Source organism: Chryseobacterium carnipullorum, assembly GCF_003815695.1.
GTDB classification, from domain to species: domain Bacteria; phylum Bacteroidota; class Bacteroidia; order Flavobacteriales; family Weeksellaceae; genus Chryseobacterium; species Chryseobacterium carnipullorum.
This window is the reverse complement of the sequence record NZ_CP033920.1, coordinates 3,428,392-3,445,031: the sequence shown is the minus strand read 5'-3', so window position 1 is coordinate 3,445,031 and position 16,640 is coordinate 3,428,392. Positions and strand designations below refer to the sequence as shown.

Here is a 16,640-nt window from a genome sequence, read left to right as displayed (position 1 = left end):
AAAATCTTTCTTTAAAAGTTTATAATTAGTTTTAGTGATTAAATGTGAACCCGTAATCTCTTCTCAAAATCAAACTGTCAAAATCTCGGAGAAGTTTTTGAAATGAGATTGCAAGGTAAGTGATAAATACTCATCCAGCATTCACATAGCTTAAAGTATCCTGAGTGCTGTCCTACATTTGCAAGAGTAAATAGCCAAACGTCAGTTAGATGCGATTACTTAGAAGACATTTACATTTAAAATGCGAAAATTCAAGATAGCAACTATGCTTATCTAAATATTAGAAATACTTTCATAATACACATGAATAATATATAAACAGATTTGTTTATATTTGTATTATGAAATCGCTATTAAAATATAAAGGAATACATCCTGGAATTGTACTTGAGAGGGAGCTTGAAAAGCGCTCGCTCAAAAAGCGTCCTTTTGCAATATCCATCGGTGAATCTGCTCAAGCCATCAATAATATAACAAAAGGTAAAAGAAAGATTCCTGTTGCACTGGCATTGAAGATCGAAAAGGAGCTTGATCTGGAGGAAGGAAGCATCGTTGTCTTGCAAAGCTATTATGACATCAAGTTTGAAAAGGATAAAATGAAAGAAACACCGAAGCTTTCAATTCTTCGCAGATCTCTATTTTGGGATACTGATATCACTAAAATCGATTGGAACAGACAGCACAAGGCGGTTATAAACCGCATCTTTGAACGCGGCAATGATGATGAGAAAAATGAAACCATCCGTTTCTATGGAAAAAGAAAAGTCGAAACCGCATTAAAGTCAATGACTACACAACCAATGAGACTTCAAAGAAAATCACAATAATCAATATGTATTACAATACAGTAAACGATCTTCTGAAAAACAGCCTGCAAATTGTAATGGCATCCGAAACCTTTAAAGATTTCAGGCTCGTAGGGGGAACCTCTTTGAGCCTTCAATTGGGTCATCGTATGTCCATCGACATAGACCTGTTCAGTGATGCAGGTTACGGAAGTGTTGATTTTAAAGCAATAGACAACTTTCTCAGATCGGCATTTACCTATGTGGACCATTCAAATGATCTTGAACCGGCAATGGGAAAATCCTATATTGTCGGAACTGATAAAGACAACACGGTAAAACTTGACATTTATTATACCGACACTTTCATAAGACCTCCAATAATAGCCGATGAAATAAGGTTAGCAACAATTGAAGAGATCATCGCAATGAAAATAGATGTTGTCCAGAGAGGTGGTCGCAAAAAAGATTTCTGGGATCTGCACGAATGCCTTCCTAATTTTGGGATTGGAAAAATGCTGGAGCTTCACGAAGAACGATACCCCTATGGCCACGAAAAAGATTTGATTTTAAAAAATTTGATCGACTTTAAATCTGCAGACGATGATTTTGACCCGATCTGCCTTCATGGGAAATATTGGGAGTTTATCAAAGAAGATATTGAAGAGGCAGTCAAAAATTATCAGAAATCATAATTTTTCATTGAAATTACAGAACCACTCATTCAAATCATTAAACCCGATATAAAATAAAGAGCAGTCTTCCACATTATCGTAATTATTTTGAATGATTTCTTTTGTAGCTTTCCCATTAGAATCATTATCAAGGAAAAGAGAAACTTTATGGTAATCCTTTAGTCTGTCCTTCACTTTAAAAAGCATCGCGGTGGAATTAAGTATCAAATAATCTGAAATTGAATTTTCCGCTTTGTCAATATTCCTATAAGATAAATAATCGAAAAAGCCTTCAAAGATTAAAACTTCATTTTTAGGATTCAGTTCATTTTTAATCCAAGTGACCTCCTTCTGACCCAAACAGATTTTAGCATATTTACTTCTGATTTCATACCCACCCGAATCATTTAGAAAGCCGATTCCAAAGAATTTTTTATCATTCAGTTCATAATTAATTTCTTTCACTAAATGTCTTTGTTCATAAACTTTCCTGGTTTTTAAATATTGAATTAGTGCAGGATGTTTGACATCACTTACGTGAATAATATGATAATTTTTTTCTTGTCCAGTATCTTGAACATTTTTGTCATTCACCATTGCGTAGTCGAATCTTGAAAGATATTTCAAAGCATCGGATACGGAACATTTGTTTATTATCTGAACAATTGAAATTACATCATAGCTCTTCCCCGTCCCGAAATCAAACGCTTTATTTTTAACAAAGTCAACCGACAAGCTGGGAATTTTTTCTTCTCTGTCCAAAGCAAAATAGAAAGCAGTTTTCTGGTTTTCCTTCACAGGAAAAAGATTGAAAGATTCCAGTAGCAATCTGATACTAACTTTTTCCTTAATTTTTTCGCAATTCATTTTTTTTCTTTTTAAAGCATTTTTTTCATCATTTTAACTTTTAGATAAAAAAAAAGACTTTTTATTCTTTTAAATATCCTTTTAATGATGAACCGGATCGCCTTATAGAAGGGATTTTGCAAATGTTTTCGAATGAGCGCAATTCCGAAGTAGAGACAACTGCAATTCCGAAAATTAAATGAGTGCAAGTCCGAAAAACCGCTTATTTTGGAATGAGCGCAAATCCGAATTGAATCTTCACGATTCTATCATTATTAAAAAAGACCATACATTACAAAGTTTTTCAATTTGAAAAGAGCGCAATTCCGGAAACTCAGTCATTAAATTTCGAATTTTAACTATCCTTTAAGTTCAGCGACCGCAATTCCGAATAAGGGATGAGTGCAATTCCGAAATGCAGATGAGTCCAATTCCGAATTCAGATAATAATAGGATAACCGTTTGGAAGCAGTGTGCCCATTTTCGTTTTCATATATTGCGCAATGATAATGTCCTGCATTTCATTCAAAAATACTTTCGCTTGGAATTCCGTAGATTTTATTCCCTTTAATCTGGTTATTCTTATAAATTCCCTGAAAGCTCTTTCGATAAGTTCCCGGGTTTGCTTAATATGTCTGTACTGATAAGAAAACTGCGTCATTTCCTGCTCCTGCAGGCCGTATCTTTTTCTAAAATATCTTAATCTTCGGGTAACTTCAAGCTGCTCCCTATTATTTGATGACAGATCTATATCTGCAATCTTTCTTGTCTGATAAGGAGCTATAAATATCGAATCACCTTTATACCTGTAATTGAACGACAGATTATTGTGCCGGTTCAGGCTCACTCTGGCAGGTTTTAAAAACTTGAAACAAAAATCATTGGCTGTTTTATAGTTAACTCCGAATTTCCTGTTTAATGTAGATAGTTTTACAGCGGTCCCGTTTTCCGGAATCTTCGATAGCCAGATGGCGAAAATAATATGTTTGTTGTTGCGGATATTATAGACCAGATTGTACAACACATAGTTGTACTCCGGAATAACCATTAATTTTTTCAGCCAATAGCTGCTGATTAAGAACGAAGTATATCCTCTGTTATCGTAACTTGGAACTGAGATAAGTCCTCCGAAGGTTTTGATCTCTTTTCCTTTCGAATTAACGGATTTGTACCAGCTCATTTTGAATCTGGCGAGAAATTCGTAAGCATCTATCACCTGCTTACTCGAACCACTAGGAGAAATTTTATTATTTCTGATCTTCATCGAAGCAAATATGTTGTTGTCGGTTTCGAACTCTTCGTCAAACATAGACAACTGTTTCGGGCGGTCTTCCGGGCGAAACTGCTCACTGCTGATAATGGAAATTATATTAAATATAACACGAAGTGCATTTATTGGGATATCTGCAGCTTCCTGATCTTCAAAAATGAAATCATCTACAAAATGATTCCCTAATCTAATTCTTTCGGGAATTGTATCATTTTTACTTTCAAATTCCTTTCGGATCAACCTTAAATGCTTTTCCGGAAATGCCATAATTAATTTCAATTTTATTTGGAATATTGTTCTCCTTTTCAGTGTTTTAAACTTAAATTTCAGATCGCTTCTATGTTTTCACTTTTGAGCGTTTTTGATCCATCAGAGAGGCTGTAGTATTTATCGGTTCTTTCACCTTTAAAAACCCTTTTCTCAACTATAGCAAAATTTGAGATCTTTACTTTTTGAATTCCTTTGTATTCGGCAGGAGTACCACTGATGGTCACTTTTTGACCCGGTTTTAAATCTGATATTTTCATCATTTTATATTTATAATTTTGTCATACAGTTAGTGATCTTCGCTTTTTCCCGAAGTAGGACGTTTAATATTTGGAATGGACTCTATGGAAAACTGATCATTTTGCGGTGTATTTTTCATAAAAGGCAAAATGCCCTTCAATGAGTGCCGCCAGTTGGAAATAGATCTACCAGAGCCATTTTTCCATCCACTTGCTGCCCAGCTATCAAATCTTTCTCTGATGTAAGGATCTAAAGAACTTTCATACATTTCCAACGTTTTGGCATATGCAATGAAACTGTCAAAATCCGGTATGTTGGAATTTTTTTCAAGTAAATATTGGAGTGATGAATTGTTATTTTGTGTATCAGCAATTTCAGGAGGGCTGAACGTCTGCAAAGTGACCTGCGGTAGACATCCGATCCCTTCCGCTTCTTTAAACAAAGGTGTTTTTTCAACTTCCGATCTCATGATCTTATCAATTTTAGAGATTTGTAAATTGTAATTTAACAGCAATCTGTAAGAGCAGGGAACTCCATTTTTAGTCTGAAATTCAATTAATCCTAAATCGCGAAGTTTTTCTTTAGTAGACTTTACTGTTTTCCTTGTTAATCCAAGATCATTACTTACAACGACATCAGAAAGTACAAAAACATACCCGTCATTCTCTTCTGCTGTTTTCAATAAGTACAGGTACATTGCAATAGCCGTAGAACCAACATTTGCGGTATGATTGAAAATCCAAAATCTTTCAATAAGTTCAAGATAGTACATCGATTATTTTTTTCCGAACAGTGCTAAGACCTTTTCTTTATCAATGATGATGATGTTTCCGTTTTGAATAATCGCATTATCTAATATTCCAGAAGATTTCACCTCTGAAGCTTTTGAAACGGAACATCCCAGAATCTTGGCTAAACCTTTCAGCCCGTATTCATATTTCTTTTCAGTATTCAGGTTTTTTAAAATCTCCAGAAATTCAGCAACTGTCAGCTGCCATATCGGTGTTTTCGGATCTATATTTTTCATTTGTTTTTATTTTTAACCATTTTTTGGATTCAGAAATCCATTCCGATCAGCTGCCTGCCGTTATTTCATCGTTCTTTCACTATTCAATTGTATATTGTTGAAGTCCACTTCGGTTACGATGGATAATGTCATTTGTAGTTGATTTTCTTTTACAAATTTTCAAAATCAAGCAAAATATTTTTCGGTAGTTCTTCGGTACTACCGAAAGAGTCATCTGTACACTCTATGGATAGGGAGTTTGGAATGAAGGTCAATTGTTATTTTCATTCAATCCATTTAAAAATCAGCGAAAAAACATTTTAGAGATCGATATAATGACACGATTTATCAGATGATCGTAAAAGATTTTACAAATCGGGTGTTTTCTTCCTCAAAACTCTGTTTATGATGTATTTCCTGAAATAACATAAACAGAGGTTAAGTTCGTATTCCACAACTGCAACTACCCTACTTTGGTGTTAGAAACGGTATCAAGCCTGAAATATCTTTCATAGCGTATTTGCATAAATTTATTTTAAGAATAATTACATGGAATATCTTTCGGTAGTTTCTCGTACTACCGAATGATATTTTTGTCACAATGAATCCAATAAATCGGATTAATAACAGATCTTATGATGCTTAACAAACAAAATAATGCCCATAAAAATCACTTATCTGAATGCTAAACCATCAAAAGATCAGCTATCCAAATCATCCAGATGCTGATTTAAATTTTGTTGAAGCAATGTCAAAAATTTAGATCGGTCTGTTTTTCTTAATCTAATTTCAGCCAAAGTTTTGTGATAATTACCCAGATTAATATTAAATGAATTTTCAAACCACCTGAAGACCTCCGCCAGGTCGGAATGACCGCCATTAAAACAATTGCTTTGATGTAGTGCATACAGTAATTCAGTTAAAGCTACTTTAGGGGCCGTCCATTGAAGATTTCTGATCTGACTTATGGATGTCTCTTTAGAATTGTCTGAATTGATTTTGTTCGTTAAGTACTGATCAAGAAGATCGTTAGCCATGATCTGCGAAACCATGTGATCATGGGAAGTTGAAAATTCCTCGTCATAGCTGTATAATTCAGGACTTAATTTTAATTTAAAATCAAATTTAAAACGAACAAAGTATTTCTTATCCAGAAAAGTTGATTTCCTGCGGTAGTAATTAATAAAATCCTTATGCTCATTATAGAAAAAAAGAAGATGGCTTCTTTCGCTTTCATAATAGGAGCTCAACGCAGTTGGGTCGGCAAAAGGTTTGGACGCCTCTATGGACAGAAGTTTTGAATAGTAGATGTAAATGGCCACAAATTGTGGCTTTGTATTTTTAAAAAAGTAAATCTCTTCACTCCAGTCCACAAATTGATATTGCCTTAATAGAACTTTCAGCTGCCTTATTACAGCATCGGTTTCCATCAGGATCTCTTCAGCACGGCTGATCATATCGTTATCACTTCTGCTGATATGGTCGATATTTGTCATAAGGGCGCTCCATAGCTGATCAACTTTCTTTTTAAAATGTTGTCCATTCATACGTATCATTTTTTTTGTAAACGTAAAAATCGGACAAAAAATAAAATTTAGGTGTTTTCCAGCTCTTCCAACCGCTTTCTTACAAAATCTGCCGGACGGATTCCGTTTATTTGTAAGAAGTGATTTGAAAAAACATTTCTGTTCTTCATTCCACACTCCGCTGTCAAAGTATCCATGCTGTATTGCAGAAACACTTTGTGCTTGTTGCACAACTCAAATATAGTAAAAAACTCTTTGTGTTGTGATGTTTTTTTGGTAAATTTATATATGCAGGGACGAAAAAATTTTACACCACAATTATTCTATGAACTCAGCTTAGATCGGCTGGTTCCCATGGATAATTTTTATAGAAAAATCAGTTTTGAATTAGATTTTCAATTTCTATATTCAAGCACCAAAAAATATTACGGCACAGAAGGTCATCAAAGTATTGATCCGGTTGTGTTTTTTAAAATCTTATTGGTAGGTTACCTCAATAATATCAATAGCGACAGGGCTTTGCTTCGCTTTTGTAGTAATTGCTTAGATGTGCGGTTGTTTTTAGGATATGATCTGGATGAAGAACTTCCTTGGCACAGCACTATTTCTCGTACAAGAGGTCTTTTGGGAGAGGATGTTTTCCTTCAGCTTTTCCGGAAAATCCTGAGTTTATGTATAGAAAAAGGAATGGTGAGAGGCAAACGTCAGGCGGTAGACTCCGCTTTCATCAAAGCCAATGCGAGTATGGATAGTTTGGAGGAGAAAGAAGTTTTAGACGATGCGAGTGCTTTTGTTAATGAACTGGAAGAAAATTCTGAGTATAAAGTGACGACCACGCGTAAAAAACTCGTCAATCAGCACCATAGCTGGAAAGAAGAAGCTTATAAAGGCATGCCTGGTAATACTAAAAGCGAAAGAAAAGATGAAGATGGTAACGCAATTAGGCCCAAATTTTTAAGTAACCATACGCATTATTCTCCCACAGATCCCGATGCAAAAATCTCTGTAAAACCAGGGAAAGCCAGACAGTTGAATTATTCTGGACAAGTTTCAGTAGACGATGCTTATCACGTGATTACAGGAGCCTGCGGAAGTACTTCTGGGAGTAAAGATTCAGCAATTTTTAATGAAATTATGGATCAGACTTTAGCCAATTTTAAAGAAAACCACTTACAACCCGATGAAATTTTAGCCGATGCGGGTTACAGCAGTGGAGAAAGTTTAAGCTATTGTCAAAAACGCGGTATTAATGCTTTTATCCCCAATTTTGGACAGTACAAATCTCATCGTGATGGTTTTGTTTTTAACCAATCAGAAAACCGCTACGAATGCACAAAAGAAGGAGGGAACAAGGCTTTTTTACCATTCAAAAAAGAAGCGATTGATTCTAAAGGCTACAGAAAAAAAGTCTACCGAAGCAGCGAAAAAGATTGTGGGAAATGCCCACTTAGAGAGGTTTGTTGTGGTAAAGTGACGAAATTTAAAAAGCTTGACGACAGCATTCATAAACCCCTTTACGATGCCATGCACGAAAAGCTGAACAGAGATAAAAACTACACAAGATACCTCACCAAACGCCGGAGTTCTACGGTGGAGCCTGTTTTAGGCACGCTTATCAATCATCATTCGATGAAACGCATCAATGCTCGCGGCATAAAATCTGCCAACAAGCATGTTTTGATGGCGGCATTATCTTATAATTTAAAGAAACTACTGAAATTTTCTGCCCGAAAAGTAAAAATCAAAGCTCAAATTCAAGACCTTCCCAAAGTAAAGTCTTGGTTTTTGTCCAAACTGCAAAATACGAGTGTTATATCTCTGAATTAAGAGCCTCAAAATATTAAAAATCTACCTGCCAAAAAAGCAAAAACCTCTCTAAAATCGCTTCTAAAGAGGTCATATTTATTTATAAGTTTTGAAAAATAGGAGTTGTGCAACGGTTACCTTTGTTGTCCATCAGCTGTTTGGTAATGTATTGAATCCTTAAGATTTTTAGATATTGGGTAAAGGACATTTTCATATGTTCATTCAATACAAATGAAAGTTCGGATCGGTGACTTTTTATCAGCCGGGCAACGTCCGGCAATTTGAGATCTTTGTCGAGAAACTGCTTCTTTTCCTCAAAGATCTTGAGATTTTTTAAAATTTCCTTTACTCTCTCATCATTGTGAGTGCTTTTAACAGAATGCAAGTTTATGTCAACAATCTCCGTATTTGTTTCATCGTCATTTCTTAATTTTTCTAAGAGTTCTTCATATTTGATTGTAAGAAGCTTTTCCTTTTGTCTGGAACGTATGACGAAGAAATAGAAAGCCAATAGCCCACCTGCAATGATTAAACTTAGAAAAGTACTTCCATATTTATGTTTTCTGACAAGCCTGTCGCGGCTTTCATTTAATCTGTCAATCTGGTATTCTCTGAACATCTTCGTTGACAGCACTGCGAAATCCGAAGTGATCACCGAATCCGCTCTAAGTAATTTATTGGTGTAGTATAGCTGAAGCCTGTCATCCCCTTTCTGTTTAGCATATTGGATCAGGTATTTATAATTATTAACCACTTCAGGTGTAACGAAATTAAACTTATTGAGTATTGAATCTACTTTTTTAAAATATACCAGTGCTTTATCACGCTTACCATTTGTAAAATTCAGTTTTCCAAGATAAAAGTCAACACCTGCCAACGCTGCAAAATCCTCCTTTTCTTGCAGAATCTTTTCAGCTGTATTCAAATATCTCTCGGCTTCAGCAGATTTTCCGTTCCTGAGGCTTTGTATACCCTTTGCTTTTTGAAAATATGCAAACTCCTGGGCAAATTCCTCCGTATTTTTAACCCTTTTAATCCCGACGATTATCAAAGAATCTTCACGCCGGTAAGATTTCAGATTTCTATAACAGGTACTGAGCCTGTAAATACTGTTAAGGTATCCGTGTTCATTATTCGATCTGATATTCGGATGTTCTTCGTCAGAGATATTTTTTTCATAGTAAGAAGCGGTTTCCTTAAAATGCAGTGCAGCCTCCTGGTAATAGCCAAGATAACATCGTACTATTCCCAAATGATACAATATCTTGTTGTATAAATAAAGATCATCGGTGCTCTTTGCAGTTTTAAAAGCTGTAAGATATTCATTCAGAGCTTTACGGTAGTCTCGCTTATTGTAATAATAAATAATTCCTCTTTTAAGATATGCCATAGCAGTCAGATCCGCATCTCTCATCTGTAGCGCAACAGATACAGCACTGTCTGCATATTTTATTTTTCTGTCAACAGAGCCAGTATAATATGTAGCTTCATCATAACCTGCAATTAACTTAGAAGATTGCTGTTCTTTTTTAGCTTTAGAAATATACATACTGACAAAAACCATAGCCCGCTCATCATTTTCCTGATAACCAGCGAAAATTTCATCCAATTGAGCATAGGTATACTTTTCTGCATACTGACTTTTAAGATCGCAGAATGTAAGAATTAGTAGTGATAATAGAAGTTTGTTGAAGATTTTCATAGTAATGTTATATCAAATTTAAAAAAAATGTTTCCATAATACCATCCCTTTAAAGCTGACCAAACTCGACACAATACAAATGACTATTTATCAATACAATACACTTTAAAACAGTGGTGATAAAAGATCTTTTATCACGTACTGAAAGATATTTCGTCACCACTATTCCTTTTTTTATCACTGCACTACTTCTACTTTTGAAGCAGGAATTCCAATAAAAACCCGGCCGGGATAACTTTTAAAAATCATTAAATAATATGAAAAAGTATATCTCATTTTTAAGTTTAATTGCAGCAATTGCACTGCAATCATGTGATCGCTCAGACCTGGTTTCAAGCTCTGAAAATGAAAATCTGACAAAAAAGGAAATTACTGTTGAAAGATCATCCGCCAGATCTGAAAACATACCTGAAGCGGAAAACTCTTCTAATAATAAGATAGAAACAGGGGAGGATGAAACGCCACGTAAGGACAAGTCGCATTGGCGCATTCAGAACGACACTGTACGCTGATGAAGATAATAAACGATGATCCTGATAAGAATAATCTTAAAAGCAGAGCGCTTCCAGATAAAATTATTATTGAGTCAGGAAAGAAATGTACAGTGAGTGGAGAATGGGAAACCCAAGGTTCAATTTCGACAATTGTATACGTATCAAAAGGAAAATTAATGCCTCTGTACTGCGGGAAAAAAGTAAAATGGATTTTAATCATGAACGGATAAATAAAAAACCATGAATGCCACCAAAACAAGATTTGTAGAAATCGTCAGCTATTTTTTCATACTGCTGTTCTGTTATGCCAGCATCAGTAAGATCATGGACTTTGAAAATTTCCAGGTTCAGATTGCACAGTCGCCTATTTTCAGTTCGGTTGCGGGCTTAATTTCTTATGGAGTGCTCATCGTAGAATTGTTGGTTTGCATTCTGCTTATTTTTGAACGAAGCAGAATGATCGGTTTGTACGCTTCCTTTTTTCTGATGGTTTCATTTACCATATACATATATGTCATTCTTAATTACAGTGACAATGTGCCTTGCTCTTGCGGTGGAATATTGGAACAGATGGGATGGAGAACCCATCTCATCTTTAATGTTGTAACAGTCATACTTTCTTCAGCGGCCATTGTTTTGTACAGCAGTATAAAAAACAAAAATATCATTACATCAGGTTTGTTACAAGTGTCCTTATCGGCTTTTAGTGTTGCAATGATCATCATATTGTACCATCGTTCAGATTATATGATCAAGAAGGAAAATCATTTTGTAAGAAAATTTCTTCAACATCCGGTGATGGAAGAAAACCGGTATGATCTCCAGGTCAATTCTTATTATTTCGCAGGCTCAACGAAGGACTCTGTGTATATGGGAAATTACACCACTCCTTTTACCCTGATATCGATGGATACAGGACTTAATGAAATGAATGAAAAGAAGATTATTCCGGACCGTTATGATTTTAGTTTTAAGAGGGCTATGTTACAAGTCAATGCACCCTTTTATTATCTTTATGACGGAACCGTTCCTGTCATTTACAGAGGTTCGTTGGGAAATGAAAAGGTAAGTACGTACAGTAAATCACAAGCCTACTTCAGTCAGCTAATTAATTGGGATCATGGTTCTTTCATTTTCAGCACCTACTATGCGCCTTTGAAGAAGCAGTCTCTCGGTGTATTACGACCAGAGGAAAAGAATCATCTTCAGTTAAAACCTGATCTTTTACAAAAGTCTGAGGACGGTGTTTTTGAGACGGATGGACAGATGCATTTTGATAGTGATAACCAAAGTCTGGTCTATGTTCATTACAACAAAAATCAGTTTTTGGTTCTGGATAAAGACTTAAATATAAAAGGTGATTTTAAAACCATTGATACCATAAGCGAGCCTCAAATCGATGTTGCTGAGTTAAGCGGTGGAAGAAGAAAAATGAATAAGCCTCCACTTAAGGTAAATGTTACATCCACAGTAAAATATGGTTTGCTGTTCAACCAATCTAATTTAATGGGCAGATATGAAAACAGTAAGAATTGGGAAAATAATGCTGTAATCGATGTCTATTCCATTGCTGAGCAAAATTATCTAGGCAGCTTTTACATTTCAAAACCTAAAGAAATTAAAAAAATACAATTGGAAATCGTAGGAGATCACCTTTTTGTATTAGTCGGAAATGAAATCATCAGGTATCGTTTTGCGCAGAACCTTACCATGCATTTCATTAAAGGGGAAAGCCGAAAACCCTGACCAAGAGTAGGCACCAATAACAAATTTCAACCATTATGAAAAATTTCAGAAAAATCGCATTGCCCGTAGCAATCCTATTGATGGGAGCCGGAAGTGCGTATGCTACAACAGCATTTAAGACAACAGCAGCAGAAATGCAGGGATACCGTTTTGATCCCGCAGCACCTGTAGGAGAAAAATGTATACTTACAGAGAAGAGATGCTCCGATACTGGTAATGAAGTTTGTACCTATAGTGATGTCTCCGGAACACATAACCTGTCCCAGAACATTGACGGTACTTCTTGCGGAAATCAATTGTTTGAGATCCAATAATTTTTAAAAGTGAAGGATGCTACAAAGCATCCTTCATTTGTTTATCGATCCAGGGAACGCCCTGTTTATCCTGTAAAAAGTAATCAAACCAGTCAAGAGCTCTGAGTGTAAAATCTCTTTGAGCCCGTTTCGTTCCCAATGAGTGGCCTTCACCAGTATAGAACAGAGCAACGACGGGTTTCCTGTATTTTCTTAATGCATTGTAAAACGATCTTGTTTCTTCGGTCTGAATATTCTGATCGTGAGTACCGGTCCATAAAAGCATCGGTGCTTTAACCTTTGATGCGTGGTATAAAGGATTGTTATCATAGTATTTCTGCTTGTTGTTTTCAAAAGTATCAAACATCCTAAATTGTCCGTCTTCAATTCTATAGTAATCGGGAGATTTAAAATTATAATTGTATGCATAGTATAGATGAATTAGATCTGCGACAGATGCGCCCGAGATGTATGCCGCAAAGCGATCGCTTTGTGTTGCAATAAAATTAGTCTCATAACCTCCAAAGGACTGCCCCATCAGACCCACCCTTTTCATATCTGCCTGTTCAAATTTCTGCAACTCATCCAAAGCATTGTTTATACAGTACAAGGCAGACCGAACAGGACCCGCTTCACCATAGTTGATGTCAGGCAGCAAAACAAGGTACCCAGATTCAAGTAAAAACCTAACATTGACCTCCTTTGTGTTTTTGAATGTCGGAATTACATACTTATTGGTAATCTGATCCAGTTTTTCATAAATGGACAGTATTACAGGATACTTACTTTGTGCATCAAAATCTGGTGGTAAAAACAGCGTAGCCCTCAGATCTTCGTTATTAACCCCTTTATAGTGCAATATCTTTTTAGAAATTAAACCTGCTCTATCATCTTCTGTATTAGTAGAAAATATTTTTTTAGCAGGAGAAGATCGATCTTTTGACATCAATACCGGTGTTTTGTTATAATTTTCTGCTGTCCACACAAAAGCTTTACCATCTTCACTGACCTTAAAAAATTGTATTCTATCGGTTGTTTCCGGAATCACCTCTATCCTCTTATTCGTATCAACAGCAAAATATGTTGAACTAATACTATTCTCATTGGAGGCAAGCATCAAAATATTCTTACGGTCAACGTACTGATGCATCCTTCTTAGTCCTGCTTCTGTTGACTTCCTTACCTTGTTCAATATCTCAATATTGTCATACTCAACAGACAAAAGCTTTTTCTTTTTCAGGTTGGATAGGTTCTGCTCCCACAAATCACCTTTGGAGCACCAGAGAATAGTTCCTGCCGAAGAAAAATAGGGTTCTGCATAGCCAGGCATATCAATTCTCCTTTCCACCAGCGTATGTGTGTTCAAAATTTTCCAGTAGTTCTGTGAATAGAACAAAAGATTTTTCCCCTCTTTGTCAAAGTACATATAGCCGCCATCTTTGCCTAACAAATGATCTTTACCCGTTTTGGAATTCCATAAATGGATTTCATCTTCGTTCACCCCATGAAAACCGTCCTTTATATCGACCTTGTTCCTGTCGATCTTTACCCGTAGAAAAATATTCGATTGTCCCAATGAAGTATAGTCGGTAAAATTGGGATCAAGGATAACTGCCAGATTTTCCTTTGGATACCACAAGACATTGGTAATGACCCTTTCATTGTAAATATATTCCCCGAGATCCTTCTTGTTGCCATACCATATGCTGACCAATTCATCATTCAGCGGAAGTTTTTTACTAAGTCTTAGCAGTACCGCATCACGATCAGAGGAACTGTTAATGGTCAAGTGGTCATAATCCATAATTGCAGGGTCATTTAATTCAATGCTTGTCAGATCTTTCCTAACATAAAATGTCTTCAATGCTTTTGGTGTTGAGACCCCCACAATATATTCCCCTTTTTGTCCTTTGAAAGCTGCCATAGTATAAACTTCATGAACTGACGACCAGATGGTAGTGTAGAACTTTCCATCTCCACTCACTTTTAGAAGATTCTTTTTTCCGCTTTCGTTTTGGAAAACAATCAGTTCATCTTCAATACTCTGCCATCTTATCACTGAACCGATCTGCTGTCGGACTGAAAAGTCCCTGTCCAGGATCTCCAGCAGGTTATTCCTTGTACCGTCATAATGGATCAGAAGCTGTCCTGATTCAAGAAATTCTATATTTTTGACATGCTGAATTTCCAATTCTTTTTGAGAAGGCAGATCAATCTTGGTCAATGTATTTCCGGACAGAAGCAAAAGAATATTTTTGCTTATAAAAAAATGCTTTGAAACATTTTTTTTACTAAACTTTCTCTGCGGGTTTTGTGTATCTGAGATTGTAAAAGTAGTTTCAGTAGTGTTTTCATCTGCTGTTGCCAAAAAAACATATCTGCCATCTGGTGATATTCCCGCCATCAAAGTTCTATGGGCTCCTTTAGCTAGTTTTTCCAGTGCTGGTCTCGGAGATTGTGCATTGAGCATCACGGACGATCTCAAAAAGAAGATTCCGAGTGCAAAAAGCAAACTGTAGATGATCTTGCAGAGTATGTTAATTACTGAGTTGTTCATTAGTATCCAGCATTTTGAGGATTAAGATTAGTGTTAAGAAGCAATTCTTTCTGAGGTAGAGGCCAGTTTGATTGATAGCTCTTCCAATTTGGTTTCAAGGTTATAAGCTGATCCAGCATCCCCCAACGTTTGAGATCAAAAAACCTGATTCCGTGTTCAGCAAAGAATTCCCTTCTCTTTTCTTCCTGCATCTGATTTCTGGCATCATTTACTGTCAAGGAAGCACTTAACAATGGTAATCCTGCTCTCTGTCTTGATCTGTTGATCATAGGAACAGCTTCTGCACTCCTGTTCTGTTCCAGTAATATTTCCGCCTGCATCAGGTACACTTCGTCCAATCTGAAAATGATCGAATATTCTGTCGGATTATTAACCCCAATATTTTTATACTTCGATGATCTGTAATTGGTCTGCTGACCGAAAGGCACAGCTGTGACGTAATGCTGTCTCCTGAGATCGGCTGAAGGGAAAGAATTCACCAGAGCGTTGCTTAGTGTGAAAGATGTGGGAGCTCCGGTAAAATTATATAACGATGCTTCCTTTGTGGCGTCATTGTTATTTTTAGGCTTAAGCTGCCAAAGAATATGGGAACCATTTTTCTGGAAAACCTTTGTGATATCATTTTGATACGTGTATTGAGAACTCTGTATGATCGTCCCGCAGAGAACTTCAGCCTCATTCCATTTTTTTAGAAGCATCTTCATTTTGGCCAATGCCATATATCCTGCAAATTTATTGGGGTAGATCCTCTCCACATTCCTGTAGGATGCGGGCAGGAGGTTCACAGCTTCTGACAGGTCGGTTTCAATCCTGAGGAGCAATGCATCTTTAGGCATCCTGCTAAGTTGACTGTTCACTAAATAATCTGTAGTGTCCGCATAAGGTATTTCATCAAAAATCCCGTAAAGATTGAGATAGATCAGTGACCTGACGAAAAGCGCCTCCCCTCTGATCCTGTCTTTGGCAGCAACTGAAAGTGATTTGGAATTATTCACCCCTTCGATGATACTGTTGGCAATATAGATCTGCTGGTAGGCATACGTCCATAAAGATGTTACAGCAGTATTGGTCGGAATCTGCTGATTGTTGAAAAGATCCAGTGCCCCGTTGGAAGAACTTGTATAAACACAGGTCAGGTCGTCCGTGTAAGTTCCAAGCAAAGCTCCCATACCGTCTATACCGCCTGAGAACATCGAATTGGTCCACATCCCTGAATATAGACCTGCCAATGCTGCTTCAGCGGTCTGCTCATCCTCAAACACCAATTGAGAAGAAATCTGATTGGAAGGGAAATCGGTCTCGATGAATTTCTCACACGAAAAATTCATCAACAAAGATGAAGCTGCAAAGCCTGCTGCTATTATATATTTTATTTTTGTTTTCATAATTTAACTATTGAATGTTATTAGGCCGTTCGAAAAAACAGAC

Annotated in this window: 16 protein-coding genes; 7 read left to right on the top strand and 9 right to left on the bottom strand. The window is 36.3% G+C overall.

The genetic code is table 11. The annotated features are described in order from the left end of the window. Nucleotides 1-341: 341 nt before the first annotated feature. Both EG346_RS15435 and EG346_RS15430 read left to right on the top strand, forming a co-directional pair. Nucleotides 342-827 (top strand): helix-turn-helix transcriptional regulator, encoded by a 486-nt coding sequence (locus tag EG346_RS15435; protein ID WP_123879812.1) that lies wholly within the window; start codon nucleotides 342-344, stop codon nucleotides 825-827. Between the two features lie 5 nt (nucleotides 828-832). After that, nucleotides 833-1,480: a nucleotidyl transferase AbiEii/AbiGii toxin family protein gene (locus EG346_RS15430; protein WP_123879810.1), complete on the top strand. Its 648-nt coding sequence runs from the start codon at nucleotides 833-835 to the stop codon at nucleotides 1,478-1,480. Here EG346_RS15430 and EG346_RS15425 read toward each other — a convergent pair. The 6 genes from EG346_RS15425 to EG346_RS15400 form a co-directional block, all read right to left on the bottom strand. Next, nucleotides 1,475-2,326, bottom strand: a complete 852-nt coding sequence (locus tag EG346_RS15425; RefSeq protein ID WP_123879808.1) for a DUF8464 domain-containing protein — start codon at nucleotides 2,324-2,326, stop codon at nucleotides 1,475-1,477. The genes EG346_RS15430 and EG346_RS15425 overlap by 6 nt on opposite strands. A 418-nt stretch (nucleotides 2,327-2,744) precedes the next feature. Further along, nucleotides 2,745-3,842 (bottom strand): hypothetical protein, encoded by a 1,098-nt coding sequence (locus EG346_RS15420; protein WP_123879806.1) that lies wholly within the window; start codon nucleotides 3,840-3,842, stop codon nucleotides 2,745-2,747. A gap of 59 nt (nucleotides 3,843-3,901) precedes the next feature. Further along, nucleotides 3,902-4,105: a hypothetical protein gene (locus EG346_RS15415; protein WP_123879804.1), complete on the bottom strand. Its 204-nt coding sequence runs from the start codon at nucleotides 4,103-4,105 to the stop codon at nucleotides 3,902-3,904. Nucleotides 4,106-4,131: 26 nt separating this feature from the next. Further along, on the bottom strand, nucleotides 4,132-4,854 hold the full coding sequence (locus EG346_RS15410) for a hypothetical protein (RefSeq protein ID WP_123879802.1): 723 nt from the start codon (nucleotides 4,852-4,854) through the stop codon (nucleotides 4,132-4,134). A gap of 3 nt (nucleotides 4,855-4,857) precedes the next feature. Beyond that, entirely contained in the window at nucleotides 4,858-5,109 is a 252-nt protein-coding gene (locus EG346_RS15405; RefSeq protein ID WP_123879800.1) for a DUF3853 family protein, read from the bottom strand. A gap of 680 nt (nucleotides 5,110-5,789) precedes the next feature. Further along, nucleotides 5,790-6,635 (bottom strand): RteC domain-containing protein, encoded by an 846-nt coding sequence (locus EG346_RS15400; RefSeq protein ID WP_164466186.1) that lies wholly within the window; start codon nucleotides 6,633-6,635, stop codon nucleotides 5,790-5,792. Between the two features lie 267 nt (nucleotides 6,636-6,902). Here EG346_RS15400 and EG346_RS15395 point away from each other — a divergent pair, with 267 nt between their 5' ends. Continuing rightward, nucleotides 6,903-8,441 carry an IS1182 family transposase gene (locus EG346_RS15395; RefSeq protein WP_034751733.1) on the top strand — a complete coding sequence of 513 codons (1,539 nt, stop codon included), beginning with the start codon at nucleotides 6,903-6,905 and terminating at the stop codon, nucleotides 8,439-8,441. A 79-nt stretch (nucleotides 8,442-8,520) separates the two neighbouring features. Here EG346_RS15395 and EG346_RS15390 read toward each other — a convergent pair whose 3' ends face one another. Beyond that, complete coding sequence (locus EG346_RS15390) at nucleotides 8,521-10,122, bottom strand: helix-turn-helix domain-containing protein (protein ID WP_123879796.1); 1,602 nt, start codon at nucleotides 10,120-10,122, stop codon at nucleotides 8,521-8,523. A 257-nt stretch (nucleotides 10,123-10,379) separates the two neighbouring features. On the opposite strand from EG346_RS15390, the gene EG346_RS15385 reads away from it, so the two are divergent. From EG346_RS15385 to EG346_RS15370, 4 genes are read left to right on the top strand one after another with little or no spacing between them, the layout of a single operon-like run. Beyond that, entirely contained in the window at nucleotides 10,380-10,634 is a 255-nt protein-coding gene (locus EG346_RS15385) for a hypothetical protein (RefSeq protein ID WP_123879794.1), read from the top strand. Next, nucleotides 10,634-10,846 carry a hypothetical protein gene (locus EG346_RS15380; RefSeq protein ID WP_123879792.1) on the top strand — a complete coding sequence of 71 codons (213 nt, stop codon included), beginning with the start codon at nucleotides 10,634-10,636 and terminating at the stop codon, nucleotides 10,844-10,846. Before EG346_RS15385 ends, EG346_RS15380 begins: the two co-directional genes overlap by 1 nt. Before the next feature lie 10 nt (nucleotides 10,847-10,856). After that, on the top strand, nucleotides 10,857-12,362 hold the full coding sequence (locus EG346_RS15375; protein WP_123879790.1) for a MauE/DoxX family redox-associated membrane protein: 1,506 nt from the start codon (nucleotides 10,857-10,859) through the stop codon (nucleotides 12,360-12,362). Between the two features lie 35 nt (nucleotides 12,363-12,397). Continuing rightward, complete coding sequence (locus tag EG346_RS15370) at nucleotides 12,398-12,676, top strand: DUF6520 family protein (protein ID WP_123879788.1); 279 nt, start codon at nucleotides 12,398-12,400, stop codon at nucleotides 12,674-12,676. Between the two features lie 19 nt (nucleotides 12,677-12,695). Here the strand turns inward: EG346_RS15370 and EG346_RS15365 are convergent, their stop codons facing one another. Beyond that, nucleotides 12,696-15,212: an alpha/beta hydrolase family protein gene (locus EG346_RS15365; RefSeq protein ID WP_123879786.1), complete on the bottom strand. Its 2,517-nt coding sequence runs from the start codon at nucleotides 15,210-15,212 to the stop codon at nucleotides 12,696-12,698. Continuing rightward, on the bottom strand, nucleotides 15,212-16,597 hold the full coding sequence (locus tag EG346_RS15360) for a RagB/SusD family nutrient uptake outer membrane protein (RefSeq protein WP_123879784.1): 1,386 nt from the start codon (nucleotides 16,595-16,597) through the stop codon (nucleotides 15,212-15,214). Before EG346_RS15360 ends, EG346_RS15365 begins: the two co-directional genes overlap by 1 nt. Between the last annotated feature and the right edge of the window lie 43 nt (nucleotides 16,598-16,640).

Coding starts and splice junctions, on each gene's coding strand:
- EG346_RS15435 (WP_123879812.1), top strand. CDS start 342: ATGAAATCGCTATTAAAATATAAAGGAATACATCCTGGAATTGTACTT.
- EG346_RS15430 (WP_123879810.1), top strand. CDS start 833: ATGTATTACAATACAGTAAACGATCTTCTGAAAAACAGCCTGCAAATT.
- EG346_RS15425 (WP_123879808.1), bottom strand. CDS start 2,326: ATGAATTGCGAAAAAATTAAGGAAAAAGTTAGTATCAGATTGCTACTG.
- EG346_RS15420 (WP_123879806.1), bottom strand. CDS start 3,842: ATGGCATTTCCGGAAAAGCATTTAAGGTTGATCCGAAAGGAATTTGAA.
- EG346_RS15415 (WP_123879804.1), bottom strand. CDS start 4,105: ATGATGAAAATATCAGATTTAAAACCGGGTCAAAAAGTGACCATCAGT.
- EG346_RS15410 (WP_123879802.1), bottom strand. CDS start 4,854: ATGTACTATCTTGAACTTATTGAAAGATTTTGGATTTTCAATCATACC.
- EG346_RS15405 (WP_123879800.1), bottom strand. CDS start 5,109: ATGAAAAATATAGATCCGAAAACACCGATATGGCAGCTGACAGTTGCT.
- EG346_RS15400 (WP_164466186.1), bottom strand. CDS start 6,635: ATGAATGGACAACATTTTAAAAAGAAAGTTGATCAGCTATGGAGCGCC.
- EG346_RS15395 (WP_034751733.1), top strand. CDS start 6,903: ATGCAGGGACGAAAAAATTTTACACCACAATTATTCTATGAACTCAGC.
- EG346_RS15390 (WP_123879796.1), bottom strand. CDS start 10,122: ATGAAAATCTTCAACAAACTTCTATTATCACTACTAATTCTTACATTC.
- EG346_RS15385 (WP_123879794.1), top strand. CDS start 10,380: ATGAAAAAGTATATCTCATTTTTAAGTTTAATTGCAGCAATTGCACTG.
- EG346_RS15380 (WP_123879792.1), top strand. CDS start 10,634: ATGAAGATAATAAACGATGATCCTGATAAGAATAATCTTAAAAGCAGA.
- EG346_RS15375 (WP_123879790.1), top strand. CDS start 10,857: ATGAATGCCACCAAAACAAGATTTGTAGAAATCGTCAGCTATTTTTTC.
- EG346_RS15370 (WP_123879788.1), top strand. CDS start 12,398: ATGAAAAATTTCAGAAAAATCGCATTGCCCGTAGCAATCCTATTGATG.
- EG346_RS15365 (WP_123879786.1), bottom strand. CDS start 15,212: ATGAACAACTCAGTAATTAACATACTCTGCAAGATCATCTACAGTTTG.
- EG346_RS15360 (WP_123879784.1), bottom strand. CDS start 16,597: ATGAAAACAAAAATAAAATATATAATAGCAGCAGGCTTTGCAGCTTCA.